At 71.5% G+C, this 11,916-nt stretch carries 12 protein-coding genes and 3 pseudogenes; 6 read left to right on the forward strand and 9 right to left on the reverse strand.

What is annotated here, in order from left to right; all coding sequences use genetic code 11:
• Window positions 1-99: 99 nt before the first annotated feature.
• From ACSU6L_RS15875 to ACSU6L_RS15890, 4 genes are all read right to left on the reverse strand, one after another.
• A complete protein-coding gene (locus tag ACSU6L_RS15875; RefSeq protein ID WP_437057395.1) occupies window positions 100-1,743 on the reverse strand; it encodes a WD40 repeat domain-containing protein in 1,644 nt (547 codons plus the stop codon).
• Window positions 1,740-2,624 carry a nucleic acid/nucleotide deaminase domain-containing protein gene (locus ACSU6L_RS15880; RefSeq protein ID WP_437057397.1) on the reverse strand — a complete coding sequence of 295 codons (885 nt, stop codon included), beginning with the start codon at window positions 2,622-2,624 and terminating at the stop codon, window positions 1,740-1,742. Before ACSU6L_RS15880 ends, ACSU6L_RS15875 begins: the two co-directional genes overlap by 4 nt.
• Before the next feature lie 86 nt (window positions 2,625-2,710).
• Entirely contained in the window at window positions 2,711-3,616 is a 906-nt protein-coding gene (gene mqnP, locus ACSU6L_RS15885) for a menaquinone biosynthesis prenyltransferase MqnP (RefSeq protein WP_437057399.1), read from the reverse strand.
• The gene (locus tag ACSU6L_RS15890) at window positions 3,613-5,070 is read right to left on the reverse strand and encodes a menaquinone biosynthesis decarboxylase (RefSeq protein WP_073940671.1); all 1,458 of its coding nucleotides are present in this window, start codon (window positions 5,068-5,070) and stop codon (window positions 3,613-3,615) included. Before ACSU6L_RS15890 ends, mqnP begins: the two co-directional genes overlap by 4 nt.
• An 88-nt stretch (window positions 5,071-5,158) precedes the next feature.
• Between ACSU6L_RS15890 and ACSU6L_RS15895 the strand changes: the two genes are divergently transcribed.
• Together ACSU6L_RS15895 and ACSU6L_RS15900 are read left to right on the forward strand one after the other, a co-directional pair.
• A complete protein-coding gene (locus ACSU6L_RS15895; RefSeq protein WP_073940672.1) occupies window positions 5,159-5,506 on the forward strand; it encodes a PLD nuclease N-terminal domain-containing protein in 348 nt (115 codons plus the stop codon).
• Window position 5,507: 1 nt separating this feature from the next.
• On the forward strand, window positions 5,508-6,389 hold the full coding sequence (locus ACSU6L_RS15900) for a LysR family transcriptional regulator (protein WP_437057402.1): 882 nt from the start codon (window positions 5,508-5,510) through the stop codon (window positions 6,387-6,389).
• Here ACSU6L_RS15900 and ACSU6L_RS15905 read toward each other — a convergent pair.
• The 3 genes and pseudogenes from ACSU6L_RS15905 to ACSU6L_RS15915 form a co-directional block, all read right to left on the reverse strand.
• Window positions 6,286-7,257, reverse strand: a complete 972-nt coding sequence (locus ACSU6L_RS15905) for a DMT family transporter (RefSeq protein WP_437057404.1) — start codon at window positions 7,255-7,257, stop codon at window positions 6,286-6,288. The two genes, ACSU6L_RS15900 and ACSU6L_RS15905, sit on opposite strands and share 104 nt — an antisense overlap.
• Before the next feature lie 86 nt (window positions 7,258-7,343).
• Window positions 7,344-7,649 (reverse strand): annotated as a pseudogene (locus tag ACSU6L_RS15910) (serine/threonine protein kinase); the annotation flags it as partial.
• A complete protein-coding gene (locus ACSU6L_RS15915) occupies window positions 7,646-8,227 on the reverse strand; it encodes an LppU/SCO3897 family protein (RefSeq protein ID WP_437057405.1) in 582 nt (193 codons plus the stop codon). The pseudogene ACSU6L_RS15910 and the gene ACSU6L_RS15915, both read right to left, overlap by 4 nt.
• A gap of 87 nt (window positions 8,228-8,314) precedes the next feature.
• Here ACSU6L_RS15915 and ACSU6L_RS15920 point away from each other — a divergent pair, with 87 nt between their 5' ends.
• From ACSU6L_RS15920 to ACSU6L_RS15930, 3 genes and pseudogenes are all read left to right on the forward strand, one after another.
• A complete protein-coding gene (locus ACSU6L_RS15920) occupies window positions 8,315-8,929 on the forward strand; it encodes a TetR/AcrR family transcriptional regulator (protein WP_437057407.1) in 615 nt (204 codons plus the stop codon).
• Window positions 8,930-8,938: 9 nt separating this feature from the next.
• Window positions 8,939-9,534 (forward strand): annotated as a pseudogene (locus ACSU6L_RS15925) (TetR/AcrR family transcriptional regulator).
• Between the two features lie 40 nt (window positions 9,535-9,574).
• Window positions 9,575-9,951: pseudogene (locus ACSU6L_RS15930) on the forward strand (MFS transporter); the annotation flags it as partial.
• Window positions 9,952-10,035: 84 nt separating this feature from the next.
• On the opposite strand, the gene ACSU6L_RS15935 reads toward ACSU6L_RS15930, so the two are convergent.
• Window positions 10,036-10,158 (reverse strand): DUF397 domain-containing protein, encoded by a 123-nt coding sequence (locus ACSU6L_RS15935; protein WP_437057409.1) that lies wholly within the window; start codon window positions 10,156-10,158, stop codon window positions 10,036-10,038.
• The gene (locus tag ACSU6L_RS15940; protein ID WP_437057411.1) at window positions 10,106-11,017 is read right to left on the reverse strand and encodes a helix-turn-helix domain-containing protein; all 912 of its coding nucleotides are present in this window, start codon (window positions 11,015-11,017) and stop codon (window positions 10,106-10,108) included. The genes ACSU6L_RS15935 and ACSU6L_RS15940 overlap by 53 nt, the downstream gene beginning before the upstream one ends.
• Before the next feature lie 153 nt (window positions 11,018-11,170).
• Here ACSU6L_RS15940 and ACSU6L_RS15945 point away from each other — a divergent pair, with 153 nt between their 5' ends.
• Window positions 11,171-11,596, forward strand: a complete 426-nt coding sequence (locus ACSU6L_RS15945) for a DUF7848 domain-containing protein (protein WP_437057413.1) — start codon at window positions 11,171-11,173, stop codon at window positions 11,594-11,596.
• Window positions 11,597-11,916 lie beyond the last annotated feature (320 nt).

An 11,916-nucleotide genomic window follows, 5' to 3' on the forward strand; every position in this document is an offset into this window, starting at 1 on the left:
ACGTTCAGCGCGAGCAAAGACCATAACGATCGTCGCCGGGAGGGACGCAAGGGAACGGCGGGCAGTTGCGACACCCTTGTGAAGAACCCGGTACGGGGATCAGACGGGGCGCAGGGCCACCAGGGCCTCGGCGGTGCCGACGACCATGCCGCCCTCCGGCGTGACCGCGACGGCCGTCACCGGCTGACCCGGCCGGAAGGAGCGCCGTACCCCGGTGTCGAGGACGTGATGGTCCACCCGGCCGTCCGACCAGGCCACCACCAGCACCGGCCCCGTCTCGGCGACGTACCGCGCGCTCAACGCCGTCACCGCGCACGGGCGTTCCGCGACCGGCGTCGCGAGCGGATCGCCGCCCGGCCCCCAGGCCCGCACCCGTCCGTCCACGCCGCCGCTGTACAGCAACGGGACATCGGACGGAGGCAGCTCACAGACCGTCAGGGCGGTCACCCGGCCCTCGTGCAGACGGGCGGAGCGGTTGACGGCGGGCAGGTGCACGGTGCCGTCGGCGTCCCCCACCGCGGCCAGGCCGCTCGGGCCGGTCGCCAGCGCCGTCGCCTCGCAGGCCCCCCGCAGCGCCTTCGCCGCCTCCTCCTGGGCGGGCCCGGCGTCCTCGGCGACCAGCGCCTCCAGTCCGGTCGGGCGGGCCACCAGGGCGCGGTCCACGTGGACCCGGCCCCGCGCGTCCAACACGAGGACGGCGCCGTCGGGCAGCGCCGCCAGGGCCGTCGCCCCCGGATACGGCTCGGGCAGCCGGCCCTCGGCGGCGGCGGTCCCGGCGTCCAGGACCCGTACGGTGCCCTGGTGGTCGCAGCTCAGCAGACGCCCGCCGGTGTGGGCGAGGGCGAGCGCCGGCCCCGGCCACGGAGGCCGCACGTCACCCCGTACCCGGGACCACGCCATCCGCCACGGGGCGTCCGCCGCCGCCTCGTCCAGAGCGGGCGCCAGCCGCGGGTCCGCCGTGTCGCCGAGCACGGCCCGCAGCGCCAGGGCCCGCGCCGCGGGCGGCTGATCGGCGACCAGAGCCTGCCCGGCGCGCAGCCAGGCGTCCCGCAGCCCTCCGTGCGCGTCGGCGGCGGTCTCGTACGCCGTCGTCACCCGGTACGGCTCGGCGGCGAGGACCGCGACCGGGTCGGCCAGGCCGGGCAGGGAGTCCGTCTGCTCCGGCGGCGCCTCGGGGCGCTCCGCGTGCCCGTCCCGCTCCCACGCCGCCCGCCGTGCCTCGTCCGTCCAGCGGGGGTCGTCCAGGTCCAGGACGGCGGCGTTGCCGGCGGCGGCCGGCCGGGGCGTGTCCCCGGTGCGGACCTCGACGACCAGGCGGACGTGCCTCACCCCGACGAGCAGGTCGACGAGGGCGGCCGTCGCCTCCGGGTCGGCCGCGCCGTGCAGTTCCGGCAGGACGATCACCGTGCGGCGGGCGTCCGCCGCCAGCGCCCGCGCCAGCTCCCCCGGTGTCCGCGCCGCCACGTCCAGCTGGTCGGCGAGCATCCACGCCAGTGCCCGTACGCCGAGCCCGCCCGCCGGGGCGAAGGCGTGCACCCGGCGTTCCGCGGCCGTGCCCGGCCGGGTGCCGTGCCCGACCAGCCAGGCGAGCAGCGTCGACTTGCCGCAGCCCGCGGAGCCCGTGACGACGCACAGGCCGGGCGCCTTCGGGTCGGCGAGCCAGCCGAGCAGGGCCGCCGCGGCGGGTTCGCGTCCGGCGGCGGGCCGTGCCCAGCGCTGCTCGCCGGATGCGGGCGCGGTCACCGCGGCCCCTGCTGGGCGGCGTGCGTGATCAGCTCCTTCATGCCTTCCTCGCGGGAGTCTGCGGTGTCGCCGTAGTCGAAGCTGTGGGTGAACTCGGCGTGCGGGAAGAGCCGCTGGAGCCAGACGGCGCAGTAGTGGCCCGGCATCATGCACGGTTCGAGTTCGCAGTAGACGCGCCGCACCTGCTCGGGCTGGACGCCCTGCCCGGCGAGCCGGTCCCAGACCAGTTCCTCGGGGTGCGGGCGGCCGGGGCCGGTCGCGTCGGTGACGATCTGCTTCTGCCCGTCGCCGTCGACGTACTCGAAGGCGGCTGAGAACGGGAAGTTGAGGGTGTGGCGTACGTCGTCCAGGACGCGCGGCCACCAGCTCTCCCGGTTCTCGAACGCGGCCGGGTCGAGGGACCGCAGCTCGGCGTTCAGCTCCCGGAACGCGGCCGCGGCGACCGGCAGGCTCTCGGCGGCGGCGATGACGGGCATCCGGCGGTCGAGCGCGGCGAGCGACCGGTTGAAGGCGTCGACGCCGGAGCTGACGTACAGGTCGTCCATGCCGAACTGGCCGAGGAACAGCGCCTGCACGGCCCCGTCGGCGCGGACGCAGATCTGGCCCAGCCGGTCGGTGCCCAGCCGCACCAGGTCGGCGATCGTGTCCGGGACGGTCACCCCGTGGTGGCCCGCGAACAGGCCGAGCGTCGGGGCGTCGGTCTCACGGGCGGCGGTGAAGTAAGAGCCGACGTGCAGCGGCACCCCGGTACGGGCGAGCAGCGCCCGCGCCTCCTCCGGGATCCCGCCGGCGTACGCGGCCGGGACGTCGATGCGGCGCATGCCCTCCGGGCCGAAGTGCTGGGCGGACGGATCCGGCGGAGGCGTGTTCTCGGACGGCATCGGGGCCTCTCACAGACAGGCGGCGGAACGGAACCGAACCGACCCTAGCCGCCGGGCCGCGCGGACCGACAGTCCAGGCCCGCGGCTCAGACCGTCAGTCCCCGCACCAGCAGGTCGAGCAGCGCGCAAGCGAACAGGGCGATGCCGATGAACCCGTTGACGGAGAAGAACGCCCGGTTGAGGCGGGACAGGTCGTGGGGGCGGACGATGGTGTGCTCGTAGACGAACGCGCCCGCGACGATCAGCAGGCCCAGCCAGAAGAAGGCACCGGCGTCCGTCGCCAGCGCGTACCAGACGAACAGGCCCGTCGTCACGGCGTGGCAGGCCCGCGCGCCCCAGATCGCCGCCGGGATGCCGAACCGGGCCGGGACCGAGCGGACGCCGATCTCACGGTCGGTCTCGACGTCCTGGCAGGCGTAGATGAGGTCGAAGCCGCCGATCCAGATGCCGACCGCGAGCCCCAGGATCACCGCGTCCCAGGACCACTCCCCGGTGATCGCCAGCCAGCCGCCGACCGGGCCCATCGCCTGGGCGAGGCCCAGGATGGCCTGCGGGAAGTTCGTGAACCGCTTGCCGTACGGGTAGACGACCATCGGCACGACGGCGACCGGCGCCAGGGCCAGGCAGAGCGGGTTCAGCAGGGCCGCCGAGCCCAGGAACACCACGACCGCGATCAGCGCGCCCGTCCAGGCGTGCTTCACCGACATCGCGCCGGTCACCAGCTCCCGGTGCGCGGTGCGCGGGTTCCGGGCGTCGATCTCGCGGTCGATGATCCGGTTGACGGCCATGGCGAAGGTGCGCAGGCCGACCATGCAGACCGTGACGAGCAGCAGCCGGCCCCAGTGGATGTTCTCGTCCAGCTGGAACATCGCGGTGAGGGAGGCGATGTAGGCGAAGGGCAGGGCGAAGATCGAGTGCTCGATCATCACCAGGCGCAGGAACGCCTTGGTCCGCCCGGGCTGGGGGATCGCCGCGGAGGCCGCGCCGCTCACAGTCCGTACTCCTTCCACCTGCGGTCCACCTTCGCCGCCGTGTCCGGGTCGGACTCCACCATGTCCGGCCAGCCGCCGTCCCGGGTGTAGCCCTCCTCCGGCCATTTCCTCGTCGCGTCGATGCCCGCCTTGCCGCCCCAGAACTGCTGGTAGGAGGCGTGGTCGAGGTGGTCGACGGGGCCTTCGACGACCGTCAGGTCACGGGCGTAGTCCGTGTTCCCGAGCGCCCGCCAGGCGACCTCGTGCAGGTCGTGGACGTCGCAGTCGGAGTCCACGACGACGATCAGCTTGGTCAGGGACATCATGTGCGCGCCCCAGATGGCGCTCATCACCTTCTGCGCGTGTTTGGGGTACTTCTTGTCGATCGAGACGATCGCGCAGTTGTGGAAGCCGCCGGCCTCGGGCAGGTGGTAGTCGACGATGTCCGGGACGATGATCTTCAGCAGGGGGAGGAAGAACCGTTCCGTGGCGCGGCCCAGCGGGCCGTCCTCCGTCGGCGGGCGGCCGACGACGATCGACTGGAGCAGCGGGCGCTTCCGCATGGTCACGCAGTCGATCCTCAGTGCGGGGAACGGCTCCTGCGGGGTGTAGAAGCCGGTGTGGTCGCCGAACGGCCCCTCCGGCAGCATCTCGCCGGGCTCCAGCCAGCCCTCCAGCACGACCTCGGCGTTCGCCGGCACCTGCAGCGGCACGGTCTTGCAGTCGACCATCTCGATCCGCTTGCCCGCGACGAACCCGGCGAACAGGTACTCGTCGATGTCGCCGGGGAGCGGGGCGGTGGAGGCGTACGTCACGGCGGGCGGGCAGCCGAACGCGATCGCGACGGGCAGCCGCTCCCCGCGCCGGGCCGCCACCTGGTAGTGGTTGCGGCTGTCCTTGTGGATCTGCCAGTGCATGCCGATGGTGCGCTTGTCGTGGCGCTGCAGCCGGTACAGCCCGAGGTTGCGGATGCCGGTCTCGGGGTCCTTGGTGTGGGTGAGCCCGAGGTTGAAGAAGGAGCCGCCGTCCTTGGGCCAGGTGAACAGCGCCGGCAGCCGGTCGAGGTCCACGTCGTCGCCGTGCAGCACGACCTCCTGCACGGGCGCGTTGTCCGGTTTGACCTTCTTCGGCGGTACGTGGGTCATCGCGCCGAGCTTCCCGAAGGCCTCCCGCACACCGACGAAGCCGTGCGGCAGCTCGGGCTTCAGCAACCCGCCGATCTTGCCGCTGATCTCGTCGTACGACTTCAGCCCGAGGGCCTTCAGCAGCCGCCGGTCGGTCCCGAAGACGTTCATCGCGAGGGGCATCGACGAGCCCTTCACGTTCTCGAAGAGCAGCGCGGGACCGCCGGCCTTGTTCACCCGGTCGACGATCTCCCCGACCTCCAGATGGGGGTCGACCTCCACCTTGATGCGCTTCAGGTCTCCCTCGCGCTCCAGTGCCCTGAGCAGGGAGCGAAGATCGTCGTAAGCCATGGGGTCAAGTATCCCCGAGGGGCTACCCTGGCCCCGTCACGGGGGCCGCCTGCGCGGGTCCCGACCGCCGTTCCACTGGGGGTGCACCATGCTCCGCGTCCTGATGTTCGTCGTGCCACTGGCGCTGAGCGTGTACGCGTTCATCGACTGCATCAGCACGGACGAGCAGGACATCCGCCACATGCCGAAGCCGCTGTGGGCGATCCTCGTCCTCCTGTTCCCCCTGGTCGGCTCCATCTCCTGGCTGATCGCCGGCAAGAAGCGCGCGCTCGCCGCCGACGGCTGGTCCGGGGTGCGGGGCGGCGGCGGCCGGTCGCGGCAGTGGGTCGCCCCGGACGACAACCCGGAGTTCCTGAAGTCCCTCGACAAGGACGGCGACGACAACGACGGCGGCGGCGAGGGCGAGAGCGACAAGAAGAAGCGGGACGAGCCCTGACGTGGAGCTGCGGCTGCTGGTCACCTTCGAGAAGGTCGCGACCGTCCTGAGCTTCACCCGGGCGGCGGCCGAGCTGAAGTACGCCCAGTCCAGTGTGACCAGCCAGATCCGTGCCCTGGAGTCCTCGCTGGGCGCGGAGCTGTTCGACCGGCTCGGCAGCCGCATCCGGCTGACGGAGGCGGGTGAGCGGCTGCTGCCGTACGCCCGCCGGATCCTGGAGCTGGCCGAGGAGGCGCGGTCGGCGGTCGCGGACGCCGAGGAGCCGGCGGGTTCGCTCACCGTCGGGACCATGGAGTCGCTGACGAACCACCGCCTGCCGCCGCTCCTGGAGCTCTTCCACCACCGCTACCCGAAGGTCCGCCTCTCGCTGCGCACGACGATCGGCGACGAGACCCGGCAGGCCCTGCGCCAGGGCACCTACGACCTGGGCTTCCTGATGGAGCGGGAGACCGAGCACGCCGGGCTGGAGACGGAGGTGCTGGCGGTCGAGCCGCTGGCCCTGGTCGCCGCCCCCGGCCACCCGCTCGCCGGCCGCCCGCTCACCACCGCCGACCTCCTCCCCCAGTCCCTCCTCGCCACCGAACCGGGTTGCGCCTACCGCGACCTGTTCGAACAGGAGCTGACCTCGCTGGCTCCCGTGGCGTTCATGGAGTTCGGCACGATCGAGGCGACCAAACGGGCGGCGGCGGCCGGTCTCGGGGTCTCGCTGCTGCCCGAGATCACGGTCGCCGCCGAACTCGCCGGGGGTTCCCTGGTACGGCTGGACTGGGAGCCGCCGTTCACGCTTCGGACGCAACTGGCGTGGCGGTCCGGGAAGCGGCTTCCGGCGCACGCCCGGCTGTTCCTGGAGCAGGCGCGGAAGCTGGCGTCCGAGCAAGGGTGACCTTGAGGCTGGCGGCGACGATCAGCGGGACGCCCAGCGCCTGCACGAGCCCGATGTGGTGGCCGTACACCGCCCAGTCCATGACCATCGCGACGGCCGGGTAGACGAAGGCGAGCACGGCGATCTTGGCGGTGGGCAGCTGGGCGTAGGCGGCGTACATCAGCACGTACATCAGCCCGGTGTGGATCACGCCGAGCCCGACCAGCCAGCCCCAGTCGGCGCCGGTCCCGCTCATCGCGCCGAAGTCCGCGAAGGGCAGCAGCAGCGGGATGCCGACGAGGACCTGGACAAGGGCGATGAGGTGCGGGCGGACGCCGGTGATGCGCTTGGTGACGACGGTGGACAGGCCGTAGAGCAGCGCGGCGAGCAGGGCCTGGCCGATGCCGAGGAGGTACCCGCCGCCGTCGGCGAAGTCCCCCGGGGTCACTCCGGAGACGAGGATCAGCCCGGCGAAGGCTACGGCGATCCAGCCGACCTTGGCGGCGGTGAGCCGTTCCCGGAAGAGCAGCGCGCCGAGCAGCACCACGTAGAACGGCTGGGTGTGGTAGACGACGGTCGCCACGGAGATGGACGTGTTCTCGTACGACTGGAAGAGGAGCACCCAGTTGAAGACGATGAACACCCCGCCGAGGACGGCGAGTCCGAGGGTGCGGGGTGTGAAGCCGTGGTTCCTGAGCCAGCCGCGGGCGAGGACGTAGCCGCCGAGGGCGAGGGCGCCGAACAGGACGCGGAAGAAGACCACGTTGAAGGGCGAGGCGCCGGACTCGACGACGAAGACGCCGAGGGTGCCGGAGAGCACCATGGCGGCGGTCAGCTGGGCGGTGCCCTTGTGCTGCGAGGAGGTCCGCGAGGAGGTCTGCGAGGTCATGCCCAGGACGCTACGAGCGGGTGAAGGCACGGGTCCACGCGCCAGTGGGGCGTCCTGACGATGGGGCCATCGGCGGCGCCGATGGCCCCGGGCACGTACGCGGTGGCGAACCAGGGCGGCGTGGCGTCCCGGTCGCTGGCGAGCAGCGGCGCGGTGGCCGTCTCGGGGAGCCGGGCGAGGTTGTCCAGCTCGTGCCCGAAGCGCCGAACGAAGTCCCTGTCCTCGCCGACGACGGAGGGCAGCAACTGCTTGACGGCGGCGTACCGGCCCTCGTGCACGCCGAGGTAGACCCGCCCCATGCCGCCGGCGCCCAGCCGTCCGAGCAGCGGGATCGGACCGATCCGCCGGGGGTCGTCGTCCCCCAGCGGCTCGGTTCCGGGAGCACCGCTCATCGGGCGTACGCCCCGAGTCCGACGAGGCAGTACACGTACTCGCTGATGGTGACTCCGTTGAGGGTGTAGCGGGACGAGAAGGCGTACTGCGTCTGCGGGTTGTCGTTGCAGCGGCTCATGTCGGAGGTCATGGGGATGGACTCGATGACCTTGTAGTGCGCGTCGGAGGCGTTGCAGTCGACCTCGTCGACGTTGCTGACGCTCTGGGCGGTGGTGGAGTTCGGCAGCTCGCCGTTGAGGCAGGTGCCGGAGGTGTACGGGTCGGGCTCCTCGGTCTCGGAGGGTTCCGCGTAGGGGTCTTCGTACGAGTCGCCGGAACCGGAGTCGTCGGAGCCGTCGGAGTACGAGTCGTCCGAGTCATCCGAGTACGTGTCCTCCGCATACGGATCTTCCGTGGAGGGGTCCTCGGTGTACGGGTCGTACGGCGAGGAGGTCGCGTAGGAATCGGAGGACGAGTTGGTGCTGTCGTCGTTCGTCTGGCCGGTGCAGCCGACGGTCAAGAGCACGGCTCCGGCGACCGCGACCACCGCAAGGCGGCCACGAGCCCCCGCACCGGACTGCTGCGCTGTTTGTGACATGCCGTCAGTGTGGTGCAGCGCGATGTCGTACTGGAAGATCTTTCTAGAAACTGATTCTAGAAATTCACGTGATCTACCCTGCACGACATGAGCCCCAAGCAGCAACGAGGTGCGGCGACCGCCGAAGTCCTCCTGGACACCGCCCTGCGCGTCTACGCGGAGGCAGGCGAGCAGGGGCTGACCGTGAGCGCCGTCACCAGAGCGAGCGGGGTCAGCCTCGGAAGCCTCTACCACCATTTCGGCAGCATCGACGGCCTCCTGGACGCCCTGACCCGGCGCTGGCTGAACGAGCTGCTCGGCGAGCTGCTGGGAGCGCTCCAGCAGACCCGCACCGCCCGCACGGGCATCCGGGCGCTCACACGGACATACCTGACCTTCGTGCGGAAGCACCCGGCCGCCTCCCGCCTGCTCCACTCCTCGCGGGCCGACCGCCAGAACATGACCCAGGCGAAGGAGCTCCGGGACACCCAGGAGGCCCGCGTCTCGGCGTTCGGGCTGTGGATCCAGACGCACGTCGACTCGGGCGAGGTGGCGCCACTGCCCCAGGCGCTGATGGAGTCCCTGGTCCTGGGGCCCGTCGTGGCGACGGCCCGGCGCTGGCTGTCCGGCCTGGACGACGCCGACCTCGAGGAGGCGATGCGGGTGCTGCCGGACCGGATCTGGCGGTCCATCGCTATTGGAACGTCCGATCCAGAACCGTGATCTCGCCTCATGGCCCGACCACGGAACTTCGACGAGGGACGGGCCCTGGACGCGGCGATGCGCACGTTCTGGGAGAAGGGCTACGAAGCCACCTCCACCCAGGGCCTGTGCGACGCCACCGGACTGGGACGCAGCAGCGTCTACAACACGTTCAAGAGCGAGCACGACCTGTTCGAGCGCGCGCTGGCCCACTACATCGACACCATGACGACCGCCCAGCTGGCCCTCCTAAAGGACACCCGGCTCAGCGGCGCGGAACGCGTCCGCGCGCTGTTCGCCTGGGTGGTGGACGGCGAGACGGAACACCGCGCGGGCGGCCGGAGCCTCGGCTGCCTCACCGTCAACACCACGGTCGAACCGGCCGGCCGCGACGACCGCGCCACCGACTGCTGGAACGCGACACGGCCCGCCGCCTGGCGGCCCTGCGCGCGGCCGTGGAGGCGGGCCGGCGCGACGGCAGCATCACCTCACCCCGGGACTCCGCCTCCCTCGCCCGCTTCGTCAACGCGGCGATCGGCGGCATGCGCGTCTCCAGCCAAGGTGGCGCCGACCGGGCGACGCTGGAGGCGATCGCCGAGGTGACGATGGACGCGCTCACGGGCTGAGGAGCGCACCGCGACGCCGGCGCTGATTTTCATGGGGCCCACCCGCCCCGAAACGCGGGGCCGCGCGATCGCCGTCGCCATGAACGGCCTCATGCTCGGCACACTCCTCGGCGGCCTGCCGCTGTCCACGCTGATCGGCGAACACCGGGGCTGGCGGGCGGCGTTCCGGGCGATCACCCTCATCACCGTCGTCGCCGCGGCGGCCACCCCGTCGACGTCCCCCGCCTCGACCCCGCGGAGACCGGCGGCGGCTTCCGCGAGGAACTGCGCGTCTTCCGGCGACCGGGGCTGCTGCCGGCGCTGGCCACCAGCACGCTCGTCATCGGCGCGACGTCCTGCGCGTTCAGCTACTTCAACCCGATCCTCACCGAGGTCACCGGTTTCTCCACCGGCACGGTGCCGGTCCTGCTGATCGCCCCTCGATCACATGGGGGTTGCGGGCGCCACTGTGGTTGGGAGCGGGGATGGCGGTGGCCGGGCTGGCGACGGTTGCGCCCCCGCTCATGCGAGATCTGCGAGCGAGGCGGTGAACTCCGCCCAGGCGGGGCGGGATATCAGGAGGACCGGGCCGTCAGGGGTTTTGCTGTCGCGGATGGGGACGGCGGTGGGGAAGTCGGGGGCCACTTCGACGCAGTTGCCGCCGTTGTCGCCGCTGTAGCTGCTCCTGACCCAGGTCGCCGCGCTCAGGTCGTACCTGTTCATGGTGCTCGAACCCCTCCCTCGCGTCGCTGATCAGAGCGGCAGATTCGCGAGCTGACGGGATGTCCGCCCTGAGCACATCATAGGTCTGGCTATGGCCCGCGTAGACGGCCGGATTATTGCTGAAATGGCCCCGGTCCAACGACTCGGAGTACACCCACCGGCTGCCGGGCAGCTCCATGAGAGACATGGAAATGCGGGGCCGGACAAGCCCGAGAAGGCCGGCCGGGGCCACCTGGATGCGGATGTTGGGACGTCGGCCGACGCTCAGCAGATGGGCGCACTGGCCCCTCATGATCTCGGGGCTCCCGACCATGGTGCGCAGGCAACTCTCGTCCAGGATCACTGCGTACATCGGGCCGTCGTCCGCAAGGAACCGATGCTGTCGGCTGAGCCGGGCCCGTACGCTCGACTCCACCTTCTCGGCGCTTCTGCCCCGACGGCTGAACAGCGCTCGGGCGTAGTCCTCAGTCTGCAACAGGCCGGGCACCAGCAACTCCTGGTACTCCCGCAAGGCCAGAGCCTGCGCCTCCATGTCGACCCTGCGCTGGAACCAGTCCGGATGCTCCACCTGCGGATACCAGTCGACCTTCGCCCACAGCCGCGCCAGCACCCCACCCGTACCCAGCACCTCATCGCACCTCTTCGCGAACGTGTCCTGAGGTACCCGCGCCCCCGCCTCGACCCGCGCCACATGGGACCGGTCGCAGTAGACCTCCTTCGCCAGCCGCTCCTGCGTCAGCAACGCCATCTCCCGGAAATGGCGCAGCACTTCGCCGAACATCTCCGCGTTCGTCGCACCGGAGGTCCCCTCCGCGTTCCGCCTGGTCACCGCTTCCCCCTCCGTGCCAAACAGCCAGTCGCACGCGTCCAGCGTTGATTGCGGCTGTTCCCGTCCGCGACGCTCGATACACCCAGAGTCACGAAAGGTGTACGGATGGAACCGGGAACGCTCGTGTACGACCCGCAGACGCGCAAGGTGGGTGCATTCCAGGCCAGGGTCGGCCCGTACGCGCTGGTGCGCCCCGTCGGCGGCGGCCGGGAGTGGGAGGCGGACCCGGCGAGGATCAGGGCGGCCACTCCGGAGGAACGGCTGAGCGCCGGCGTAAGAGCGGCGAACGAGCGGTCGACGGGCCGCCGCCTCTTCCGCTTCGTGCCGTACTCGATCGTCCAGGACCCGTCCGCGCAGCCGGAGTACGAGGCGTACTGCGTCTCGGGGGACGAGGCGGACTGCGGGGCGGCGTCGGGGCCGCGGGCTCATCCGGCGGACGTCGAGGAGTGGCAGCGCAAGCACACCCAGGAGACCCGCCACCTGCGTTACCGGCGCAGCTTCGCGGACTATGCCGTACTGGAGAGACAGTGAAGGGAGGGGCCGCCCGCTTCTTGGCCAGTGTCGTGCTTCCGCGAGCCGAGTAAAGGGCGCTTCACTCCGCTGCGCTGCGTTCCGCGTCGCCTTCGGCGATGGCCCTCCGGGCCACCCTTGACTCGGCTCGCTCCAGCACGGGTGAGAAGCGAGCGGACGGCCCGGAAAGACGGTGGCCCCCTGCCGGTTTCCGGCACCGTGGGCTGAGTTGCACCCTGCGCAGGAGGCGCGTCAGCGCGGCGGCGGCACGCCGGGTGGGCTTGGCGGCTGAAGGCGGGTGGGTGGTTGATCGGAAGTTTTGGGACGCCGGGGGGGAGGAG

The sequence above is a fragment of the Streptomyces sp. enrichment culture genome (assembly GCF_964272855.1).
GTDB lineage: Bacteria > Actinomycetota > Actinomycetes > Streptomycetales > Streptomycetaceae > Streptomyces.